Annotated in this window: 22 protein-coding genes; 9 read left to right on the top strand and 13 right to left on the bottom strand. The window is 69.7% G+C overall.

Annotated features, from left to right (window positions below; all coding sequences use genetic code 11):
• The first annotated feature begins 281 nt into the window (after positions 1-281).
• Both ACGFYY_RS05310 and ACGFYY_RS05305 read left to right on the top strand, forming a co-directional pair.
• The gene (locus ACGFYY_RS05310) at positions 282-1,643 is read left to right on the top strand and encodes a tetratricopeptide repeat protein (protein WP_393707188.1); all 1,362 of its coding nucleotides are present in this window, start codon (positions 282-284) and stop codon (positions 1,641-1,643) included.
• Positions 1,640-2,530 (top strand): glycosyltransferase family 2 protein, encoded by an 891-nt coding sequence (locus ACGFYY_RS05305; RefSeq protein WP_393707187.1) that lies wholly within the window; start codon positions 1,640-1,642, stop codon positions 2,528-2,530. Before ACGFYY_RS05310 ends, ACGFYY_RS05305 begins: the two co-directional genes overlap by 4 nt.
• Before the next feature lie 63 nt (positions 2,531-2,593).
• Here the strand turns inward: ACGFYY_RS05305 and ACGFYY_RS05300 are convergent, their stop codons facing one another.
• From ACGFYY_RS05300 to ACGFYY_RS05280, 5 genes are all read right to left on the bottom strand, one after another.
• Positions 2,594-3,220 carry a hypothetical protein gene (locus tag ACGFYY_RS05300; protein WP_393707186.1) on the bottom strand — a complete coding sequence of 209 codons (627 nt, stop codon included), beginning with the start codon at positions 3,218-3,220 and terminating at the stop codon, positions 2,594-2,596.
• 8 nt (positions 3,221-3,228) lie between these two features.
• Positions 3,229-3,930 carry an MFS transporter gene (locus ACGFYY_RS05295; RefSeq protein WP_393707185.1) on the bottom strand — a complete coding sequence of 234 codons (702 nt, stop codon included), beginning with the start codon at positions 3,928-3,930 and terminating at the stop codon, positions 3,229-3,231.
• Positions 3,927-4,841, bottom strand: coding sequence for a hypothetical protein (locus tag ACGFYY_RS05290; protein ID WP_393707184.1), 915 nt, complete (start codon positions 4,839-4,841; stop codon positions 3,927-3,929). The genes ACGFYY_RS05295 and ACGFYY_RS05290 overlap by 4 nt, the downstream gene beginning before the upstream one ends.
• A 77-nt stretch (positions 4,842-4,918) precedes the next feature.
• Positions 4,919-5,542 carry a hypothetical protein gene (locus ACGFYY_RS05285; protein ID WP_393707183.1) on the bottom strand — a complete coding sequence of 208 codons (624 nt, stop codon included), beginning with the start codon at positions 5,540-5,542 and terminating at the stop codon, positions 4,919-4,921.
• Complete coding sequence (locus ACGFYY_RS05280) at positions 5,539-6,492, bottom strand: FkbM family methyltransferase (RefSeq protein WP_393707182.1); 954 nt, start codon at positions 6,490-6,492, stop codon at positions 5,539-5,541. Before ACGFYY_RS05280 ends, ACGFYY_RS05285 begins: the two co-directional genes overlap by 4 nt.
• Positions 6,493-6,562: 70 nt before the next feature.
• Between ACGFYY_RS05280 and ACGFYY_RS05275 the strand changes: the two genes are divergently transcribed.
• Entirely contained in the window at positions 6,563-7,081 is a 519-nt protein-coding gene (locus ACGFYY_RS05275; RefSeq protein WP_393707181.1) for an ATP-binding protein, read from the top strand.
• Here the strand turns inward: ACGFYY_RS05275 and ACGFYY_RS05270 are convergent.
• The 6 genes from ACGFYY_RS05270 to ACGFYY_RS05245 form a co-directional block, all read right to left on the bottom strand.
• Positions 7,039-7,932: a hypothetical protein gene (locus ACGFYY_RS05270; RefSeq protein WP_393707180.1), complete on the bottom strand. Its 894-nt coding sequence runs from the start codon at positions 7,930-7,932 to the stop codon at positions 7,039-7,041. The genes ACGFYY_RS05275 and ACGFYY_RS05270 overlap by 43 nt on opposite strands.
• A 25-nt stretch (positions 7,933-7,957) precedes the next feature.
• Positions 7,958-9,163 (bottom strand): hypothetical protein, encoded by a 1,206-nt coding sequence (locus ACGFYY_RS05265; RefSeq protein ID WP_393707179.1) that lies wholly within the window; start codon positions 9,161-9,163, stop codon positions 7,958-7,960.
• Entirely contained in the window at positions 9,160-9,855 is a 696-nt protein-coding gene (locus ACGFYY_RS05260; RefSeq protein WP_393707178.1) for a hypothetical protein, read from the bottom strand. The genes ACGFYY_RS05265 and ACGFYY_RS05260 overlap by 4 nt, the downstream gene beginning before the upstream one ends.
• The gene (locus ACGFYY_RS05255; RefSeq protein WP_393707177.1) at positions 9,852-11,012 is read right to left on the bottom strand and encodes a glycosyltransferase; all 1,161 of its coding nucleotides are present in this window, start codon (positions 11,010-11,012) and stop codon (positions 9,852-9,854) included. Before ACGFYY_RS05255 ends, ACGFYY_RS05260 begins: the two co-directional genes overlap by 4 nt.
• Positions 11,013-11,561: 549 nt before the next feature.
• A complete protein-coding gene (locus ACGFYY_RS05250) occupies positions 11,562-12,188 on the bottom strand; it encodes a class I SAM-dependent methyltransferase (protein WP_393707176.1) in 627 nt (208 codons plus the stop codon).
• A 305-nt stretch (positions 12,189-12,493) separates the two neighbouring features.
• Entirely contained in the window at positions 12,494-12,976 is a 483-nt protein-coding gene (locus tag ACGFYY_RS05245) for a hypothetical protein (protein ID WP_393707175.1), read from the bottom strand.
• A 322-nt stretch (positions 12,977-13,298) separates the two neighbouring features.
• On the opposite strand from ACGFYY_RS05245, the gene ACGFYY_RS05240 reads away from it, so the two are divergent.
• The 3 genes from ACGFYY_RS05240 to ACGFYY_RS05230 all read left to right on the top strand — a co-directional run bounded on the left by ACGFYY_RS05240 (position 13,299) and on the right by ACGFYY_RS05230 (position 15,535).
• Positions 13,299-14,165 (top strand): helix-turn-helix domain-containing protein, encoded by an 867-nt coding sequence (locus tag ACGFYY_RS05240; RefSeq protein ID WP_393707174.1) that lies wholly within the window; start codon positions 13,299-13,301, stop codon positions 14,163-14,165.
• 5 nt (positions 14,166-14,170) lie between these two features.
• Positions 14,171-14,359: a DUF397 domain-containing protein gene (locus ACGFYY_RS05235; RefSeq protein ID WP_393707173.1), complete on the top strand. Its 189-nt coding sequence runs from the start codon at positions 14,171-14,173 to the stop codon at positions 14,357-14,359.
• Positions 14,360-14,779: 420 nt separating this feature from the next.
• Entirely contained in the window at positions 14,780-15,535 is a 756-nt protein-coding gene (locus tag ACGFYY_RS05230; RefSeq protein ID WP_393707172.1) for a transposase family protein, read from the top strand.
• A 13-nt stretch (positions 15,536-15,548) separates the two neighbouring features.
• Here the strand turns inward: ACGFYY_RS05230 and ACGFYY_RS05225 are convergent, their stop codons facing one another.
• Positions 15,549-15,719, bottom strand: a complete 171-nt coding sequence (locus ACGFYY_RS05225) for a helix-turn-helix domain-containing protein (RefSeq protein ID WP_393707171.1) — start codon at positions 15,717-15,719, stop codon at positions 15,549-15,551.
• A 644-nt stretch (positions 15,720-16,363) separates the two neighbouring features.
• Here ACGFYY_RS05225 and panD point away from each other — a divergent pair.
• From panD to ACGFYY_RS05210, 3 genes are read left to right on the top strand one after another with little or no spacing between them, the layout of a single operon-like run.
• Positions 16,364-16,783, top strand: coding sequence for an aspartate 1-decarboxylase (panD, locus tag ACGFYY_RS05220; RefSeq protein ID WP_393707170.1), 420 nt, complete (start codon positions 16,364-16,366; stop codon positions 16,781-16,783).
• A 15-nt stretch (positions 16,784-16,798) separates the two neighbouring features.
• Positions 16,799-17,140 carry a GNAT family N-acetyltransferase gene (locus ACGFYY_RS05215; protein ID WP_393707169.1) on the top strand — a complete coding sequence of 114 codons (342 nt, stop codon included), beginning with the start codon at positions 16,799-16,801 and terminating at the stop codon, positions 17,138-17,140.
• Positions 17,137-17,763 (top strand): aspartate/glutamate racemase family protein, encoded by a 627-nt coding sequence (locus tag ACGFYY_RS05210; protein ID WP_393707168.1) that lies wholly within the window; start codon positions 17,137-17,139, stop codon positions 17,761-17,763. Before ACGFYY_RS05215 ends, ACGFYY_RS05210 begins: the two co-directional genes overlap by 4 nt.
• 237 nt (positions 17,764-18,000) lie before the next feature.
• On the opposite strand, the gene gndA is transcribed toward ACGFYY_RS05210, so the two are convergent.
• Positions 18,001-19,446 carry an NADP-dependent phosphogluconate dehydrogenase gene (gndA, locus tag ACGFYY_RS05205; RefSeq protein WP_393707167.1) on the bottom strand — a complete coding sequence of 482 codons (1,446 nt, stop codon included), beginning with the start codon at positions 19,444-19,446 and terminating at the stop codon, positions 18,001-18,003.
• Positions 19,447-19,580 lie beyond the last annotated feature (134 nt).

Here is a 19,580-nt window from a genome sequence, read left to right as displayed (position 1 = left end):
TCGGCCATGCGCGGGGGCGGCGGGGGGCCTGCTTCGGCTAAGGCGAAGGAACGGAACCGTGCTGACACGCGGGGCATCTGGCATAGCTCCTGTTCACGGTTGAGTGGTTCAGGACGGCGCGGATGACGCCACAACCAGCCGCTCCCCGTACGGGATCGGCCATGGCCTGCACTGGTGCCGGTTGGCGTCACGGATATTCAACTGGGAGTGATGGGCCAGGGGTACCGTGGCCGGTGCGGCAACCTGTTCAATCTGTTCAAGATCACTGTGGGGAGTGCGAGTTGACGGAGAGCCGGAGCCCGAACACCGCGCTGGCGGACGTCATCGCCGAGGCCGGATGCACCTACGAGGTGCTGGCCAGGGAAGTCCGTGCCGTCGCAGCCGAATCCGGGGTCACGCTGCACACCTCCCGCTCGGCCGTCCACTCCTGGGTCACAGGCGGTACACCAAGCGGCCAGACCCGCGCGTACATCGCCGAAGCCCTCACCAGAAGGATGAAGCGGAAGGTCACGCTCACCGAGATCGGTCTAGGCTGCGCGGGCATTGGCGAGGCCCTGGGGGCCGATCCGCTGGCCAGCGCCACCGACCTCGGGAGATTCGTGTTGCTCCGCCGCAGGGACTTCCTCAACGCCGCGTTCGCGACGGCCGCCGTCGGTCTGCCGCTCTCCTACGACCACGAAGCGGTCGCCGCCACCCTGCGGGCAGCAGAGCGCGTCGGCGCCGTCGGCGCCGAGGAAGTCGCCACCGTGCGCCAACTCACCGAGACGTTCCGGAGCGTGGACGACCGCCTCGGCGGCGGCCACGGCCTGACGATGGTGACCGCGTATCTCACGGACACCGTCGTTCCCATGCTGGAGGGACGCTTCCCGTCCGACTCGCTGCGGCGGAGCGCCTTCGGAGCCGCCGCGACCCTGGCGTGCCTGGTCGGCTGGAAGCACCACGACCTGGGCCGTGAAGGCGCCGCCCAGCGCTACTACCTTCTCGGCTTCCAGCTGGCCTGCGAGTCCGACCCGGGTGGGCACGCCGCGTGGATGATGCGAGCCCTGACCCATCAGGCACTCGACCTCGGGCACCCGCAGTCGTGCATCGGCCTGGCGGACGAAGCACTGCGGCGGGCAGCAGGCAGGGTTGACCGCCAGACCGAAGCCCTGCTCCTGGTCACCTGCGCCAGAGCGTACGGAGCCAGCGGGGAAGGCGAGAAGGCGGCAGCCGCCCTACTGTCGGCCGAAGACGCGATGCTGGCCGGAGATGATGCCGTGGCCTCTTACGCCGCCGCAGCGGGACCGGTCACGGCCACCGTCGCCTCGCACACCGGCAAGACCCTCACCGAGATGAGGGACCACCAGGCAGCAGAGAAGCACTACCGGACGGCGCTCAAGGGTCGGGCACCGGGTACCTACCAGCGCACGCATGGCCTCACCATGGTCAACCTCGGGCGCTCGGTCGCGGCCCAGCACCGGTACGAGGAGGCTGTGGTCCTGTGGACCCGGTCCCTCGACTTCATGGACGGCGTGATCTCCGACCGGAGCCAGAAGGAGCTCCGGTCGATCCAGTCCACAGCCGCCGGCTACGGCAAGCGCCAGATCCCCGGAGCCGACGCCCTGAACCAGCGCGCCACCGACCTGCTGCGAGCCCAGGCATGAGCGACTCCCGCAGCAACCTGCCGACGGTCGGCGTCGTCACCATCACGATGGGAGACCGCGAGAAGGAACTCCGGGCCCTCCTCGACTCCGTGGCAGCCCAGGAAGGCGAACCTGCCAAAGTCGTCGTACTCGGCCAGGGAGTCAAGCTCCCAGCCCTGCCCGACCGCATCGCTGCCGTCGAGCTGCCGAAGAACCTGGGTATCCCCGGCGGCAGGAACGCCGGCGTGCGGTGGCTGCGCGAACACGGCGGCGTCGACATCGTCCTGGTCCTGGACGACGACGGCCTGCTGCCCCACACCGACACCCTGCGACTGGTCAGGGAAGCGTTCGCCGCGAACCCCCGCCTCGGGATCGTGGGCTTCCGCATCGCGGACGAAGACGGCCTCTCCCAGCGCAGGCACGTCCCCCGCCTCGCAGGCGCCGACCCACTGATCTCCGGCCCGGTCACGACGTTCCTGGGCGGCGCCCACGCCATCCGGATGGACGTAATGGACCAGGTGGGCGACTTCCCCGCAGCGTTCTTCTACGCCCACGAGGAGACCGACTTCGCCTGGCGTGCCCTCGATGCCGGCTGGGACATCGACTACCGGGCAGACCTGGTACTGACCCACCCTCGCACCGCTGCGTCCCGTCACGCGGTCTACTACCGCAACACCGGACGCAACCGCGTCTGGCTGGCCAAGCGACACCTGCCCGCAGTCCTGATCCCCGTCTACCTCGCCACGTGGGCGGCGTACACCCTCGCCCAGCGCCCCCCGCTCGCCGGCCTGAAGTCGTGGTGGGCCGGATTCTTCGAGGGAGTGCGGGTGCCCTGCCCACCACGGAAGCCGATGCGGTGGCGGACCGTGTGGCGCATGACCCGCCTCGGCCGCCCACCGGTGATCTAACCCGCCCCGGGGCACGGCTGGACGCGGCGCCCTCACACACGCCGCATCGGCATCGAAGCATCCTTACGGAGCGCCCTCGCCGCTGTCTGCGGGCATGCCAGCCAGGTGGCGAACCGGGGAGGCCCACAGGGCCACAGCGGTTCCGGTCAGGACGCAGGTGCCGGTGAGGAGAGTGATCCAGGCCCCGGCTGTGGCGGCGAGCGCGGCTGCGGCGAGCGCCGAGAGGAGGCGGCTGCCGGCCACGAGCCAGGTCGCGGTCTGCTGGGTGCGGGCGTAGAGCTCGGGCGGGCAGAGCTGCTGGCGCACGACCCGTACGGTCGCGGTCGCGCAGGCGGCCGTCGCAAGCTGCACTGCCCCGGCAACCGCCAGCGCGGCCACCCAACACGGGCCGGGGCCCGCCATGAGGCGCGCCACGTCCATCAGCGGGTAGAGCGCCACGCTCGCGACCAGCACCCTTCCGGGCCCGATGCGTTCGGTGAGTCGGCGGGAGGCGAGGGCTCCGGCAACGTATCCGGCCCCGGACACGCCCATGATCACGCCGAGGCCGGTGGGACCGGTTTTGACGACACTCAGCAGGTACCACGAGGAGACGGCGGAGATGATGCCCGCGCCGAATCCCGTCCCGCCCAGGCATAACGCCAGCGGCCGGAGGACCGGATGGCGGCCGACGTAGAGCGCGCCCTCCCACACTTCGGTGCTCAGGTTCCCCTTCGGGCCGCGGCGGAGCCTGGGTTGGGCTGGGACGCGTCTCGTGCACCAGGCCGACACCAGATAGGAGATGCAGTCCAGGGCGATGGCGTGGGCGGCCCCGGTGACAGCGATGACGGCGGTGCCCAGGAACGTGCCCCCGTCGAGGAAGCGCCGCTCGCCGCCTCTTGGACCGCGGTAGCCCGGTGCAGCAGGCTCGGGGCGACGAGCTGGGGAAGGATCGTGCACGCCGCGGCTTGGCGGAGCACCGTGACGGCCCCCAGCAGCAGAGCGACGCCGGCCAGCATTGGCACCGACAGCACCCCGGCCGCTGCCGCGACAGGAATCAAAGCGACTAGACCGGCCGATGCGAGGTCCGCACCGATCAGCAGCCTCTTTGTCGGATACCGGTCTGCGAGGGCCCCCGCCGGCAAGGTACAGATCAAGTTCGGCAGCTGGCCGAGGAGGTAGAGCCACGTGGTCTCGGTGGCAGAGGCGTGCAGGTAGAGGACCGCGACGACCGGGAGGGCCACCGCGTGCACGGAGGTCCCCACCAGGCTCGTACTCTCGCCGACCAGATACGTGGCCAGCGGGCGTTCTCCTCGCAGCGACTGCCGGCCGGGCCCAGCACCGCCGGGGACTCCGCCCCGCCGTCCAGTGATCGGCTCGCGGCCCTCAGAGCGCGAGCGGGGCACGCTGACTCGCCCCCTCATCCTTCGGCCCCGGATGGATCTCCGGGCAGGGCTAGCGGCAGGAGAACGAGTGCGGCCACGGTGGCGTGGGCCAGACATGCGGTGTGCCAGGCCCTGGCCCACGGCTCGTACGGTGCGAGCGCCGTGGCGATCTCCCGAAGCAGCCCAAAGGCGAGTTCCTGCTTTCCGTCCCGGGCTGGCGGCAGGGCGGCGATGACCTGCGCGGCCATCGCCCGGGTACGGTGCCACGGCGCACTGTCCGGCACTGCCACGGCCATCAGGCGGTGGTGGTTGTGGGTCAGCGGCGTGACCGCGTCAAGGATCTCCTTACGGCTGTACAACCCCGGCAGCACGGGCAACGGCAGCCGCGGCGGGCCAGCTGTCCTGGCGGCCGACATCGTGGGGACCCACGCCCACGCAGTGCCCCAGACCAGATCCTCGCCTTTCAGGATCCCGAGATAGCCCGCTGCCTCGTACTTTCCGATGCCCAGAGTGGCCGCTACAGCATCCTCCGAGATGGCGCGGCCACGGGGATGGGCCCCGCCGGCGAGCTGCGACCGCAGCCGCGCCAGCTTCAGGTCCCTTGCGGTGGGCAGGGGCTCGCAGTCGTCCCGCACCCAGTACAGGCCGCCCTTGCGGACCAGTGCTCCCTCCTCGCGGAGGGTCTCCAGTGCGTGAGCGGTGAGCCGTGGCGGTGTGCCGAGGCCGAGGTCGTCGCTGAGCTGGGGAGCCGTCAGCGGCTGGGTCCTGGTGTATAGGCGGTAGCCGATCGCGGCCCGCAGAGTTGCCGCGATCTCGGCAACATCGTCCCGCTCCTCCGGCAGGATTCCCGCCCGCACAAGGAGCCCAGCGACCTGCCCGATCTGCCGGAGGTAACTGAGGGCGTCCCTGACCTCGCGCCATGGCGCCTCGGACCCCGGTGCCTCATCCATGGGGACGACATCGCCGGTTCTATCGATGCCGAGGTCCACGCAGTCGTGCGCAGCGTGCTCAGGGAGAGGCGGTGCGATCACCGTGGGACTCCTTCGCCCACCGTGATGCGGGGCGCGGAGGGCGGAGGGTCCGCGGGGCCACTGGCGGTTGACGTCAGATTGCCGGTTCTATGACCCCAAGCCACGATCTTGTTCCAGGACTCGTTGGGGGACATGCCGGCCGCCACTCGCAGGCGCCTTGTTCCCGCTCGTACCTCCGCCTCACCCCGCCCGAGGATCTCTTCGATCTCTTCGGAGGAGCGGCCTTTCACGACGAGGCGAAGTATCTGCCCCGGCAAGTCACCGAGGACCACTGGCGCTACCGGCGAAGCCGTGAGGATCTCACGTGAGTAGGCGTACGCCAGGAGCCGCAGGAACTGGATGCGGACCCTGGCGTAGCCCTTGCCCAAGGGGGCGCCGAAGATTCGTTCGTGCATCATCGACAAGGCGGAGGACGCCTGTGGCAGGCGTATGTTGAGGATCCGGGCGGCCTTCTCGAGGGTGTGTCCGTCACCAAGCAGCCGCAGCACGTCCACCGCGGTCTGCGTGAACTCGTCGGCTTCTGTACCGGTCAGTGGCCGGCGGCCGGGCAGGGCTGAAGTGTCCGGACTGCGGGGTTCGACGCCCAGGGTCGGGAACCGAACGTGGACGGGCGCGGTCACAAGGCACCTCCGAACGCGGTTCGGTTCGCTTCCCGAACCGAACCGAGTTGGTGGGAGTCCTTGCGCGAGAAGACCAGGTCACTCATGTCGCTGACCGGTCCGTCCCAGCGGACGGGAGCGGCCGGCCGTCGCACTGCCCCGGGGTAGCTGGCGGGGTCGTAGTCGTTGGCGATCCGGTAGACGTGGAACCCCGCCGCGCGCAGTGGACCCACGACGTCGTTAACGCTCTGTCCCTGCTTGGCCAAGGAGCGCGGCGTGACCTCGATGACGAGTTCGACATCGTCGCGCAGCTGGCCGAGGGCCGGAACTAGGCCCTGCATCAGAGATGCCTCCGTGCCCTCTACGTCGATCTTGATCAGCCGGGCTGCCGCGAGTTCCTCCGGACGCAGGATTTGCGGCAAGGGAAGGGCCTTGACCTCGAAGGACGAGTGGGTGGTCTTGGGCCGTACCGCGGAGGTGTTGCCGAGGTTGGCGGCGTCCTGGAGGTAGAGCGTCAAGGTGCGGGGGGCGTCGGCGACGGCGATGTTGGCGGTGCGGACGTTGTGGCAGGTGTTGCGGTGGATGGCCTCGGTGAGGCTGGTGTGGAAGACGGGTGATGCCTCGATGGCGACGACGCGGCCGGACGGTCCTACCTGGCGGGAGGCAAGGAGGGTGTAGTAGCCGGTGTGGGCGCCGATGTCGATGAACGTGTCGCCGGGGGAGAGCCTGCGGCGGATCCAGGCGGTGAGGTTCGGCTCCCACACCCCGTGGAGGTAGAGGTATCGCTGGATGAGGTCGTTCGTGACCACGGCGACCAGGTCACCGTCACGGGTCCGGGTGAGGGCGGTCCGCGGGTGACGGGCCAGCTCCTGGTCGACGTAGCGGATCAGCGGGGCGTGGCTGAGCGCAGGAGGCGCGTGCCGGATGTAGGCGCGCAGGGCGCTGATCAGCGGTCCGTGGCTCGGGATCACTACGGCTCCTCGGTTTCTGGCCCGCTCAGCGGGCTGTCGGTGGCAGGCTGGGCGTCGGCAGGATCAGTCGGTGGAGGGTGTGACGGTGGGGCGCGAGGGTGTGCCGGTGGTGTATCTGCTCGTCGGGTTGACGGGCTCGGGGAAGACGACCTACTCCCGGCGGGTACTCGAACCTGCGGGTGCGGTGCGACTGTCGGTGGACGAGGTCGTGCATGACCGCCACGGCCGGTACGGCGTCGACTACCCGGAGAACACGTACTTCGCGAAGGAGGGCCCCGTCGTCACCGAGCTCCAGGGACGGCTGAAGCGGCTTGTGGCGGAGGGCCGGGATGTGGTGTGGGACCACGGGCTGTGGCCGCACAAGCACCGGGACGAGATGAAGCAGCTGGTACAGGAGGCTGGCGGGCGGTGGCGCCTGCTGTACTTCCCTGTCGAACGGGCGGAGCTTCTCAGAAGACTCGAGGAACGCAACCGGCGCGAGGACGCGAACTCCCTGTTCGTCTCGGCGGAGGCGCTGGACGACTTCTTCGCGCGGTTCGAGGCGCCTCAGGGCGAGGGCGAGGAGATCGTCGAGCCCGGATGGCTGTGACCGGCGACCGGCGGCTTCCAGGTCTCGACGATCGAGGTGGCGTCTGCGGCCCACCAAGAGGGCGTGCGTGTCAGGGAGACGGGCCGGAACCCCAGCTGTTCGTCGTGAACGTTGATCCGGCCGTCGTGGTCGTCGAGGTGCTCCAGGATCCGCCGGGCTTCAGTGGGGATGGCCGGCGAGTCGGTCTGCCAGCTGCCGTCGAGGCTGTGCCGATAGCGGCGGGTGAGGTCTTCGTGGATGCCGGAGCGCCACTTGAAGTGGTGGACCAGGACCGGTGGCCGGTTGACGGGCCGGTGGCCGGGCGCGCGGTGGTTGCCGGATGACAGGGCGATGCTGGAGTGCGCCAGAACGACCTTGCGGGGGTCGCCTTGTAGGAGGCGGTGGGTGAGGAAGGAGCCCAGCGGGTAGCTGGAGTCCAGCCCGGCGATCGGGTCCCAGCCGGTCAGGGCGCCGTTCGCGCTGACGCGGTCGAGCATCAGCCCGCCTACCGTCAGCGTCCCCCGGTACACCGCGTCGTTCAGGACGTCAGGGAGCGGGGCCGGGTAGGAGTGGAACTCGTCGGAGTCCGCGATCAGGTGCCAGCCCTGGCCCGCGAGTGTCCGGAGTTCGGCGGTCAGCCGCGGATTGGTGTGTTCGTGCCAGGGCCCTTCCCTGACGAGTGCCGGCGCGATGCCCGCCCGTTGGCAGACCTCGGCCAGTAGGTCCTTCACCTCCTGGGTGACGTGGTCGGGGTAGTGGAAGCCGAGGGCGAACCGCTCGATGCCCAGGCCGCGGTAGTGGTCCAGCCAGGTCTCCAGGAGTTCGGGTTCGACGGGGCCGATCAGGGCCACGAGGGTGGGCATGGGAGGCATGGGCGGTACTCCTTGTTGCGGTGGATCAGTGCTGGAGGCGCAGGAGGAAGCTCGCCTGCTCGGTCGCGGTCGGAATCCCGATCTGGTGTGCGGCCCTCGGGCTGGGCCGCCCTGGCGGGTTACTGGTGAGGCGGTCCAGGTGGTCGGCGAGGACCGGGGCATCGCCTGCGGGGAACATGCAAACCCAGTTCAGTCCCCGCAGACGCACGGAGAGCGCGGCATCGTGATCGGAGACGATCAATGGGATGCCGAGGCGCACGGCGTCGGCGAGTAGGCCAGACTCCTTGCCGACGCCTTGGTGGCGTGCCAGGACTGTAGCGTCGGCGGCGGCGTAAACGGCCCGGATCTGTGCCTGCGTGGCCGCCGCGTGGGTGGCCCGGAGACGGATGTGGGGCAGATCGCGCCACCGGCGGAGCATGGGTTCGTCGAGGGGGGTGCCGATGACGAGGACGGTCAGGGGCCGGGTGACGTGGTGCAGGGCGGCGTCGATGGTGGCGATGTCCTTGGAAGGCCACCATCCGCCGACCAGGCACACGGCCCGGTCGGCGGCCTTGAGCCCGGCCGACTGCCGGGCCGCGATGCGCTCGCTCTCTCTGATCCTCTCCCCGCGGTCGGTGACGGCGAACGGGCGGGTGACACAGCGCAGGCGGGGAAACCGGTCGGCCAGTTCGTCGCGGACGGTGTCAGTCGGCGCGAGGAGCGTGATACGTCCTTCGCCGCGGCGGGCCAGGGCGCCGAGGAGGCGGAGCGGGAGGTCCTCGGTGGTGTTGATCTCGTGGACCCAGCGGGCGTGCCGGCCGCCCAGCAGGCCGGCTACCGCGTGGAGCGCTTCCCCGGCAGACAGGACGGCGACCGGGCATTCGCCGGCCACGCGGCGGGCGGTACGGAGGGCTGCGGCTTCGGCCAGGCAGCGGGCCAGGGCCGTGATCTGGTGCGGCGAACGGCGCAGTGCCCGGGGCCAGCGTTGTGGCGGCAACAGGGCCAGCGCGATCCGGGCTACCGCCTCGGAGGTCCGGGCCGCAGCGGTCAGAATTCTGGCGGACGTACCGTGAGGGTGGTCGACGACGAGGGCCTGGGCGTCGATCAGGGCGGTGCGGGTCTCGGTGGTGATTCCGTACGGTGCGATGACCACGGTCGGCTGGTGGGCGCGTGCGAGGGCGATCAGCGCACCGTGGTGGTGACCGCTCGGCAGGTGCGCGTTGCGCTCGACGAGGACGAGTTTCCCCTTCACCGCGTCGCTGCCACGTTCTGGCCGTGGGTGGTGGTGAACCGGTCCAGCAGCCAGTCGGGGTCGTTGATGGAGTCGAGGCCGCTGCGCTCGGCGGCGAAGGCGATTCCCTCGTGTGCGCCGGCCAGTGCGTACGAGGCGAAGCCGCCCTGGCCGCAGGCCGTCCACGCGGTGAGCCGGTCCTTGGTGCCCTGCTCGCTCATCCCGTACTCGCTGCCGTGGGAGAGCATCGCGCATTCCCTGAACGCGGCCTTCCAAGCGTGGTAAGGACTCTGGTTGCAACGGGTGATACCGGCGACGTCCTTGCTGAATTCGACGCGTCCGGGGAGAGCGGCCAGGACATCGACAGCGTGGCCGAGTTCAAGCAGCGCCGAGCGGCGCATCAGCTTCAGGCCGCCGTAGCCGTAGACGAGGCCGTTGAGCGGGTTGAGTGCCTGCCACACCCTCATGGATGCCTCGGGTGCGAGCGGGGCGACCCTCTCGGGGTTGAAGTCCTCGTTGATGGCGAAATCGCCGTCGGCGAGGAAGTACCACTCGCAGTCGGTCAGTTCGGCGGTCAGCTGGTAGGCGCGGCGCATCCCCCGTACACCGTGCAATCGCTTCACCGGTCGGTCCAGCACCCGCTGGACGCGGGCGTGGAGGTCGTTGGCGAGTGGCTCGTCGTAGGAGAGCATGATCGCGTCGGCTGTGATCATGCGACGGCCTCCAGGTAGCGGGCGGCGACCATCGCCGGGTGCAGGGCGGCCGTTGAGGTCATCGCCCTCTTGGCGTGTTCGAGATAGAAGGCCTCGTCGTAGGTGAGGCGTTCGACGAGGGCGATGGCCTCGGCGTCGGTGGTGAACAGGAGGTCCTCGGCGATGTGCTCGGTGAACCAGTCCAGCCGAGGCGCGATCACCGGCAGACCCATACTCTGGCAGTCGATCACCGACATCGCCCACGGGCAGCCGGGGCGGAACGGCGCGATGCCGAACTGGCACTCCTCCAGCATCCGCCGGTAGGCCTCACGGTCGCCGCGATCGGTGCGGATCTCGACGCCGGGGAGGGCGGCGAGGTTGGTCCGCATCCGCTCCGGGCTGTCGTCCAGGGCTACTCGCTCGGCGCTGCGGGTGCCGAAGAGGTCCATGACCCGCAGCTGGGCTCTGGTCTGCGTGGTGAGCTGCTCGGCGAGCGTCACGAACCGTGGGGTGCCGTAGTGCTGGTAGAGGCGGTGGTTGTAGATCCCGGTGACCGTCGTGTCCGGCGCGGGGGCGGTGAGGTCGTCGGGGTGGCGGACCAGGCGCTCGTCCCTGGGCGGTGGGACGACGCGGATCCTGTCGGTGATGTCGGCGCCCGCGTGGCTGGCCGCGTCATCGACCCAGGTGGCCGCCGTGGTGGAGTGCACCAGGATCCGGTCGCAGGCGGCGAGGCCCGCGGCGAAGGACAGCCACACCGGCCAGCCCAGCTGGCGGTCGTTCAGCGCCGGGTCGCGTACCAGCCCGCCGTGCTCCGTCGAGAAGGGAAGGTAGTGGCAGTAGCCGGCCAGCCGGGCGTCCGACTTCGCCTCCAGCAGGGCCGCGCGGACCGCGGGGGCAGCCTCGACCTGGTTCGCGATCACGATGTCCGGGGTGGTGCGCTTGATGAGCGCCACCAGCTCGTCCATGCCGGGATCGAAGCGCGCCCTGTACTTATTCGCGGGCACGGCCGTGCGCTCGAAGTGGGCCCGGCCGTCGCTCACGCGGGCCGGTGCGGCCATTACGAACTCGGCCCCCTGGTCGATCATCGCGGGAGCGAGCAGGTCGGCGAAGATCCATCCGGAGTCGGAGGCGAGCTTGTCCGGGTTCGAGATGTTCAGCAGGTACAGGATCTGGGGCACTGTGGATCTCCCTGTTCTGGGTGCGGCCTGCGACGGGGAGCAAGCCGGGAAACTGCGTGAGGGCAGCAGATGAGCGGGACAGCCCGCTGGCGGGATATCGGTGCGGTCGCCGGCGGGTGTGTGGCAGAGCTCGTGCGTCCTTGAGACCGGCAGGTGCGGTCGCCGCTCGGCGTTGACGGATAGTGCTGGGTGCGGCCCGCCCCTTCGAACTCGGGGAGGCGGGGCGGGCCGGGGCGGTGCACGCTTCCTCGGTCAGGTGGGAAGCACGCACCGTGCGCCCACGCCGGGTGGCCCTCCCGGTACGGGGGCCTGCACGCCGGGGTGGGGAACTCGGGACCCCGCTGCCGACCGGGCCGCCCGTCTCCCGGGGACGGTCGGCCCGGCCTGTGGCCCTCCGAGATCAGTCCTGACTGGTCTCGGGTCCCCGGGCCGACGCCACCCGCCGTGACAGCGGGGTGGCGGGACCGGCAGCCTGCGCGAGGAGGAGGGCTGCCGGAGTGGAAGACCGTCCCGGGCCCGGGTGGAGGGACACCGGGCCCGGGACGGCAGCTATGTGCCGTACCCGGCGAGCGTGATTGCGGTACGCAGGCCGAAGCTCCACACCTCCATGTGGCCCCAGCCCTTGCCCAGCGAACGGATCTTCGCCTCGGTCAGCCCTGGGGTGAGCTGCGTGCGGTCGTCGACGTTCACGCGGTCCAGGTCAGTCAGGATGTAGACCTGTCCGCCGGCCTTCAGCATCGTCCCGACCACCGGCAGGACCAGCGCGGGCTTCATCGCTCCGAGCGAATAACGGAACGTCACGAGATCCACGGTGCCCGGCTCGATCCAATCCGGCGGATCCTGCGACATCGCGTCCCACACCTGGTAGTCCGGCCGCGGGCACAGGGCGGGTAAGGAGCTGGCACGTTCCACGGCCGCGGAGTCCCAGTCGAACCCGGTCACCTCAAGCCCGAGCTTGGCGAGCTCGCGGGTCCACCGCCCGTTCCCACACCCGATGTCCAGGACCCGCATCTTCTCCTGGAGCGGCACCCGCCGGCGAAACATGTCCAACTCCGTGGAGCTGACCTCGCGACCCGGCTGCTCCAGATTGAACGCCTGCCAGTCCTCGACCGTGTGAAGCCGAACCCCTTGGATGGTCCTCGGCCGCACCCGACGTGCCGTCCGCTGCCGGGCCATCTCAGGCCTCCCGACAGGGAAACAGGACGAAGCCCGTCGACCTCCGGCGCGGTGCCGTCACCAGCGGCAGGAGCCCAGGCCTGCTCCTGCCCAGCCGATCGGTCGCAGGCGGCCCCGCCCCGAACCCACCCGGGATCGTGGCCAGGTCCGGCCGAGGCAGGTTCACCTTCCCGCCGCCGATGCCACTGCCGGGACCACGCCCGCCACCGTGACCGAGACCATCAGCGCCTGCAACACCCACTGCCTCCATCCCCACCCCTGCTCATCCATCCAGGCGGCCACCTTGACCGCCCAGTCCCGTAACTTCACGCCTGCGTCTCCGGCCGGGCCAGCAACACCAGCGCGAAGCGTTCGCCCAGGTCGCGGATCTCCCGCTCGTACACGTCCGTCTCGGCGCTGATGTCACCCATCGCCCGTACGACCAAGCCCTCCGCGTACCCAGCCAGTACCAAGCGGCGCGCTTCCAGGTAGCCCGGCCGCCGGCTCGGGTCCAGGGGACCCATCGCGTCGGCGAGCTCGCGCACTACCTGGTGGCCTTCCCGCTCGGCGAACCGGCGCGCGGCAGCGAGTGCCACCACCGGGGACTCCCCGGGGGCAACGAGCGCGTACGCCACCAGGCGCCGTGAGGCGTCCCCGAGCCGGACTCGGGCCGTGGCCTCCGCGTTGAAGTCCTCGCGGAGTTCCCCGAGGATCTGCTCGCGCTGGCGGCCCGGGCCCCCGCTCGGAGACTCCTCGGACCGTTCGTGTCCGGTGCGGTGCGTGGGCCGGAACCTGCTGGTCGTTTCCATCGATGCCCTCTCCGTCTCGTCGGGGGCGGTGCGAAGCCGGGCTTACGGCGGAGTCAAGAACTCACAGCCCGGCCCCGCACCCAAGGGGGGCTGCCGCGGAGCAGCCGTCATCTACGTTGCCTCGCATCCAAGTTGAATTTCAATCTGCATCCACGGGTGATTGCACCTTGAACCCGAAGTGGTATATGACAGACGCGAACCGAGGCCAACTCGCCGCGCACCGGAAAGTGTTCGAAGGAAGCCGGCAGCTCTCCACGGCGCACCCTGCGACCCGGAGGCGAACCGGCACGACGCGGCGGCGAACCGAACGGGGGGTGAGAACGTGGCAGCGACTGTCGGCAAGACGTTCCTTAGGATCGTGCTGGGACAGGAACTCGCGCGCTTGCGGGAACAAGCCGGACTGACGCTCGCGCAGGCGGCGAAAGACGCCGGCTGCGCGACGTCGACCGTGCACAATGTCGAGAGCGGAACCAGCGGCTTCCGGCGCATAGAGCAGCTCGCCGCGCTCCTGGGCGCCTACAGGCTGAACAAGACGGACCGGGCGATGCTCATGGACTGGCACCGCCAGGCCAAAGGCGAGGACTGGTGGACCACCAGCGTTGCCCACCTCCCCTCCGGCATGAACCTCTATCTCGCCATGGAGTCAGGGGCGAACGCCGCCGAGTGGTGGTGCTACGGCGTCATCAACGGCCTGCTCCAGACCCAGGAGTACGCGCACGAGCTGATCCTGTCCGCGAAGGCGGCCCACGACACGACGGACGCGTTCATCGAACAGGCCGTCGATGTCCGCATCAAACGGCAGAGGCGGATCACGGAAGAAGGGATGAAGCTCACCTGCATCATGGACGAGGCCGCGCTTACCAACATGGTTGGCAGCTCCGGGCTTATGCGTCGGCAGCTCCAGGCCCTCATCGAGTTCACCGAGCTGCCTAATGTGATCATCCTGATCATCCCGAGAAGGGCTCCCACCTACCGTGCCATCGGGGGTGACTTCGGGATCTTCAGTTTTGACCCGGCACAACGCTTGGAGCCCGCGGTCGCCAGTGCAACGGTCGACGGCACCACACGCGTCTCCTCGAAGGAGCGCCAGGCCAAGCAGTTCCAGCGGCGATTCGAGGTTCTGACCCAGGGAGCGCTGCCCCGCTATGACACAGTCAAGTTCCTAGAACAACTCGCAAAAGAGGTCTGATCAACATGAGCACCACCCCCAACGACGGCTGGTTCAAGTCCTCGTACAGCGGAGACCCTAACGGCAACTGCGTAGAAGCCCAGGCGCAGTCCCACGCGGTCTGCATCCGCGACTCCAAGCGCGTAGGCGACCCTCAGCACGACGTGCTCGACTTCTCCGCGGAGGCCTGGGCGGCCTTTACCGGCGCCCTCTGACCACCGGGCCCGAACAGGCCTAATCCACCTGGGACGATGCCCCGGACTGGGCCGGGGCCAGACACCGCCGCCGCGTTCGGGCCTTGCCGCACTGACGGGTGGTAGTCGGTCTGTGGCTGCGCCCTCCCTGCAGGAATCAGGGAGGGCGCACCCATGTCCAGCCTCCCTTACGGCACTGACATCCAGAAGGCCTGTCGGCCGCCGCTCCGCAGCCGAAGCAACGCCGATCGGCTCCAGTCCGCTCACGGCAGACGGGAAGGATGCCCGAAAGACTGGAACCTTCCGCCCGGGCATGTCAACGAGCCTTTTCCAACCTGACAGCGGTGCAGGGCCGTTGGGGTTCAACGACTGTACGCAACGACGAAGCTCCTGGTAGACGGGTTCTCAACCAAGATCACCCGTGTCTGCCAGGAGCTTCGTGTGCTTGTCTACCCGTCGTCGATCGATCTGTCCAGCAGTACTCTGCGGCATCTGACCGAGCAGCTCGCAGTTCGGCAACGGGAGATCGGTACGCGGTGGCGGCGACTGTCCGTCGGCCGTCAGGCCCTGCTCGCCCTGGCCCACCTGCGGTGCGGCGACACCTACGCCAAGCTTGCCGCAGGGTTCGGAATCGGCATCGCGACCGTCTACCGGTACATACGCGAGGCCATCGAAGTCCTGGCCGCTCGCGCACCGACCCTCGCCGAGGCTATGGAGACGGCCCGGACGAAGGCGTTCGTGATCCTGGACGGCACGCTGTTGCCGATCGACCGGATCGCCGCCGACACCCCCTACTACTCGGGAAAACACAAGCGGCACGGCATGAACGTCCAGGTCCTCACCGACCCGTTCGGCCGACTGCTCTGGGCATCACCGGCCCTACCCGGAGCCACCCACGACCTGACGGCCGCCCGCGGCCACGGGATCGTCGACGCACTCGCCGCTGTGGGACTGAACTGCTGGGCGGACAAGGCCTACCAAGGCGCCGGCCGGCACATCCGAGTCCCCTTCCGGGGCCGCCGCCTCAAGCGTTGGAAGCGACGGCACAACACCACTCACGCCAAGATCCGATGCGTCGGCGAGCAGGCCATGGCCGTCCTGAAGGGCTGGCGCCTGCTCCGAAAACTCCGCTGCAGCACCAACCGGATCACCGACATCGTGAAGGCCATCCTCGTACTTCACCACGCCTCAACATGAGGTTGGAAAGAGCTCAGTGGATCTTCTGCTGTTCCAGCCACTTGAAAACCTCGGCCCGCTTGTAGAGCACCTTGGCGCTTCGGCCCCGACCGAGCTTGTAGCCCTTCAGACCCAGCTTGGAGGCTTCCCGGTACACCCAGCTCGTGGACATGTTCAGCATGGTCGCGACTTCGAAAGTGGACATGAGGACGGGCTCGACAGTGCGTCGCCCGTGCCGCGAGTCGCTTTCGAAGCGAGACTCAGTCGGGTGTGCGTGCTGCTCGTTGTGCAAGGCTGCTCCTTCGGCGGGACTGTTTTGGTTATGACCAGTGGGTGATCACGCCCGCGCCGGATATTCCGGGTTACGGGTACGGAGCCGTAGGAGTGCCACCGCCAAGCGCCACTCCTACGGACAGCAACAAGAGTCTGGAAAATCCCCGGTTTTGCTAACCGGGGATTCACTGTTACCTTGCCGCGCTGCTCGCTGACGGCCCTCGCTCCTGCGGTGCCCGCCGGCGGGTGCGCGGGAGCCGGCCGGGTGCCTGATCGCCGTCGACGCGGCGCGGGGGCACCTCTGGACGCTCCGGCCGTCCGCCGATCTTGGTGGTCCTTGAGGTGCCCGAGGTGGCGTTGCGTAGGCTGGCGTCGTCGAAGCGGAACGGGAGCGCGGGGAGTGGCTGATGCCTGCGCAACCGTCCTGACGATGCGTCAGAAAAGTCAGCAATTGGTCAGCATGAGTCCTGAAAAACCTGGGGAATGCTGCCCGAACATGCGACTCGTTGTAGGGTAAGGAAACCGCCCTTGACCTGCAAAAACGCAGGCAGGGAGCCTAGATCCAGGGGTACCTCGATGATGCGTACAATGTTCAAGTCCAAGATCCACCGGGCCACCGTCACCCAGGCCGACCTGCACTACGTCGGCTCCGTGACCGTCGACGCCGACCTGCTCGACGCCGCCGATCTGCTGCCCGGGGAACTCGTCCACATCGTGGACATCACCAACGGTGCGCGCCTCGAGACCTACGTCATCGAGGGCGAGCGCGGATCCGGGGTCATCGGGATCAACGGCGCCGCCGCGCATCTGGTGCACCCCGGGGACCTGGTCATCCTCATCAGCTACGCGCAGGTCGAGGACGCCGAGGCCCGGGTGCTGAAGCCCCGCGTCGTGCACGTGGACGGGGACAATCGGATCATCGAGCTGGGTGCGGACCCGTCCGCCCCGGTGCCGGGTACGGACCAGCGGCGCGGCCCGCACGCCGTGGCTCTCTGAGAGGAGTCGGGGATCATGTCGATCGAGTTCCGGGACGACCGCCCGGCCGGACGGCTGCTCGCCGTCGAGGACGGGACGGTGGTCGGCCACATCGCGTACTTCGTGCTCGCCGAAGCGCCTCACGCCCTGGTCGCGGTGCACACCGTCGTCGAGCGGGAGCACGAAGGTCGGGGTATCGCGGGCGGGCTGGTGAGGACCTTCTACGGGATCGCCGCCGCCGAGGGAGTACCCGTGGTACCGCTCTGCCCCTACGCGGCGAGCTGGGCCGCCAAACATCCCGACGAGGCGCCCGAGCCGGCCGCCGAGGTCGTGTCGGCCGCCAAGGCGCAGCTCGCCGCGGCCCGCGACCTCCGGTGACCGATCTGCTCCTGCTGCACACCTCGCCCGTGCACGTCCCGGTCTTCGACGCGCTGCGTGACCGGAACCATCCGGGGGCCGTCCTGCGGCACCTGGTGGTCCCGGAGCTGCTGGACCGGGCCCGTGTCGAAGGGCCGGAGTCGGTGACTCCGGCCCTTCGGGGCCTGCTCGCGCGGGCAGCGACGCCCGTACTGGTCACCTGCTCGACCATCGGGGCGACCGCGGAGTCCCTGGCGCCCGTGCTGGGTGTCCCGGTGCTCCGGGTGGACCGGCCGATGGCCGCCGCCGCGGTACGGACGGGGCCGCGGATCGCCGTACTGGCAGCCCTGGAGTCCACCCTCGCCCCGACCGGGGAGCTGCTGGCCGAGGAGGCCGGTGAGCGGCCCGTGTCGATCCGTACGCACCTGGTCTCCGGGGCCTGGGAGCGCTTCGAGGCCGGGGACACGACCGGCTACCTCGCCCGCATCGCCGCGGCGGCCGATTCCGTCACCGGCGCGGACGTCGTCGTGCTGGCCCAGGCCTCCATGGCCGAGGCCGCGGGCCTGGCCACGAGCCCGATCCCGGTGCTGTCCAGCCCCGCTCCGGGCCTGGCCGCGGGCCTGTCGATGCGTTCCATGCCATAGCGGGCGTCGCGCTGGCATACCAGCCGCAATCGAGGGAAGGTGGCCCATATGGTGTCGAAGCGAGATGCAGAAGAGACGCAGCCGCCCGTACCGGGGCCCGACCCCTTCCCCGACCCCGAGCCCATGCCGCGGCCCGTACCGCCCGTGCCCGGCCCCGTGCCCGAGCCGGACCCGATTCCGCCGCCGCCGGGGCCCGCGCCGATCCCGCAGCCCGGGCCCCTGAGTTGACGACCGGATCTACGACGTGCGGACCTCGGAGCGGTCGCCGCTCCAGAGGGTGTGGAACGAGCCTTCGCGGTCCGTCCGCCGGTAGGTGTGCGCCCCGAAGAAGTCCCGCTGCCCCTGGGTGAGGGCCGCGGGCAGGCGCTCCGTGCGCAGGGCGTCGTAGTAGGCCAGTGAGGCCGCGAAGGCGGGCACCGGGATGCCCTGGCGCACCGCCTCCACCAGGACGGAGCGCCATCCGTCCTGGGCGGCCGCGATCTCCTCGGCGAAGTGCGCGTCCGCCAGCAGGCTCGGCAGCTCCGGTCGGGAGTCGTACGCCGCCCGGATCCGGTCCAGGAACGCGGCCCGGATGATGCAGCCGCCGCGCCACAGCGAGGCCACGGCGCCCAGGTCCACGTTCCAGCCGTACTCCTCGCTGCCGGCCCGGATCTGGTGGAAGCCCTGGGTGTACGAGACGATCTTCGACGCGTACAGCGCCTGCTCCACCTGGGCGGCGAAGGCCTCCGCCGCCTCCGGCGCGAGCGCGGTGGCCGCCGGGCCCGCGAGCCCGCGCGCCGCCGTCCGCAGGTCCGCGTGGCCGGAGACCGCGCGGGCGAAGACCGCCTCGGCGATCCCCGACACCGGTACCCCGAGGTCGAGGGCGATCTGCACCGTCCAGCGCCCGGTGCCCTTCTGCTCGGCGGCGTCGGCCACGACGTCGACGTACGGGCGCCCGGTCGCGGCGTCCGTGTGCGCGAGCACCTCCGCCGTGATCTCGATCAGGTACGAGTCCAGGCGCCCCCGGTTCCACGCCCGGAAGGTCTCCGCGATCTTCGCGGGGGAGTAGCCCGCGACCTGGCGCAGCAGGTGGTACGCCTCGGCGATGAGCTGCATGTCGGCGTACTCGATGCCGTTGTGCACCATCTTGACGAAGTGTCCGGCGCCGTCGGGCCCCACGTGCGAGGTGCAGGGCGTGCCGTCGGCGGCCTTCGCGGAGATCTTCTCCAGCAGCGGCCCGAGAGAGGCGTACGACTGCGTCGAGCCGCCCGGCATGATGCTCGGGCCGAGCAGCGCGCCCTCCTCGCCGCCGGAGATGCCCACACCCACGAAGTGCAGCCCCTGCTCGCGCAGTTCACGCTCGCGCCGCCGGGTGTCCTCGAAGTGGGCGTTGCCGCCGTCGATGATGACGTCGCCCTCCTCCAGGAGCGGGGCGAACTCGCGGATCACGGCATCGGTCGGCTCCCCGGCCTTGACCATGACGACGATGCGCCGGGGGCGCTCCAGCGCGTCGACGAACTCCTTCGCCGACCCGGCCGCCACGAAGGTGCCCTCGTGCCCGAACTCCTCGACCAGCGCGGTGATCCTGGCCGCCGTCCGGTTGTGGACGGCCACGGTGAATCCGTTGCGGGCGAAGTTGCGGGCGAGGTTGCTGCCCATGACAGCGAGTCCGGTGACGCCGATCTGGGCTGTGCTGGTGCTCATCGGTGCGCTCCTGCTTGCTTCGGTGTGCCTTCGGTGGACGGGGAGCACCGAAGCTACCCCCGCGCCGGCACCGGCGGATCTTTTACTCACGGAGATACAGTCAAGTTCCCTTGGCATGCGCCCCGTTGCGCCTC

The sequence above is a fragment of the Streptomyces sp. NPDC048331 genome (genome assembly GCF_043201215.1).
Lineage (GTDB): Bacteria > Actinomycetota > Actinomycetes > Streptomycetales > Streptomycetaceae > Streptomyces.
Note: the sequence above shows the minus strand (reverse complement) of the source record. Positions and strands in the feature narration are given on the sequence as shown.

What these genes read in the sequence shown, in the direction of transcription:
- ACGFYY_RS05305 (WP_393707187.1), top strand. Translation starts at nt 1,640, where the DNA reads ATGAGCGACTCCCGCAGCAACCTGCCGACGGTCGGCGTCGTCACCATC.
- ACGFYY_RS05295 (WP_393707185.1), bottom strand. Translation starts at nt 3,930, where the DNA reads ATGAGGGGGCGAGTCAGCGTGCCCCGCTCGCGCTCTGAGGGCCGCGAG.
- ACGFYY_RS05290 (WP_393707184.1), bottom strand. Translation starts at nt 4,841, where the DNA reads ATGGATGAGGCACCGGGGTCCGAGGCGCCATGGCGCGAGGTCAGGGAC.
- ACGFYY_RS05270 (WP_393707180.1), bottom strand. Translation starts at nt 7,932, where the DNA reads ATGCCTCCCATGCCCACCCTCGTGGCCCTGATCGGCCCCGTCGAACCC.
- ACGFYY_RS05260 (WP_393707178.1), bottom strand. Translation starts at nt 9,855, where the DNA reads ATGATCACAGCCGACGCGATCATGCTCTCCTACGACGAGCCACTCGCC.
- ACGFYY_RS05250 (WP_393707176.1), bottom strand. Translation starts at nt 12,188, where the DNA reads ATGGCCCGGCAGCGGACGGCACGTCGGGTGCGGCCGAGGACCATCCAA.
- ACGFYY_RS05245 (WP_393707175.1), bottom strand. Translation starts at nt 12,976, where the DNA reads ATGGAAACGACCAGCAGGTTCCGGCCCACGCACCGCACCGGACACGAA.
- ACGFYY_RS05235 (WP_393707173.1), top strand. Translation starts at nt 14,171, where the DNA reads ATGAGCACCACCCCCAACGACGGCTGGTTCAAGTCCTCGTACAGCGGA.
- ACGFYY_RS05225 (WP_393707171.1), bottom strand. Translation starts at nt 15,719, where the DNA reads ATGTCCACTTTCGAAGTCGCGACCATGCTGAACATGTCCACGAGCTGG.
- panD (WP_393707170.1), top strand. Translation starts at nt 16,364, where the DNA reads ATGATGCGTACAATGTTCAAGTCCAAGATCCACCGGGCCACCGTCACC.
- ACGFYY_RS05215 (WP_393707169.1), top strand. Translation starts at nt 16,799, where the DNA reads ATGTCGATCGAGTTCCGGGACGACCGCCCGGCCGGACGGCTGCTCGCC.
- gndA (WP_393707167.1), bottom strand. Translation starts at nt 19,446, where the DNA reads ATGAGCACCAGCACAGCCCAGATCGGCGTCACCGGACTCGCTGTCATG.